This is a genomic window from Seonamhaeicola marinus, from assembly GCF_008085455.1.
This window is the reverse complement of sequence record NZ_VSDQ01000270.1, coordinates 1-259: the sequence shown is the minus strand read 5'-3', so window position 1 is coordinate 259 and position 259 is coordinate 1. Positions and strand designations below refer to the sequence as shown.

Below are 259 nucleotides of genomic sequence, written 5' to 3'. Positions count from 1 at the left end.
CGCATCGTTATCTATTAGAGTGAATGGAGCCTCAACTAATTTTTATGCATTTTACATAGCAAAGGATAATGTTGTAATTGCAGAATCTAATGCTGTTGTACGTATAGAAGATGACAACCAAATACAAAATGTATCCTTAAGCACCAATACCAATTTGGCTAACGGAGAAGCTATACAAGTTTATGCACAACGTTTAACTGGCGCAGGGACAGATACTTTAGTGATATTTTCAGAAAACGTAAGTATAAAATAGGTTTCC

1 pseudogene is annotated in these 259 nt (G+C 34.7%); it reads left to right on the top strand.

The features are described from left to right. Nucleotides 1-253 (top strand): annotated as a pseudogene (locus tag FUA24_RS24985) (cell wall anchor protein); the annotation flags it as partial. Between the last annotated feature and the right edge of the window lie 6 nt (nt 254-259).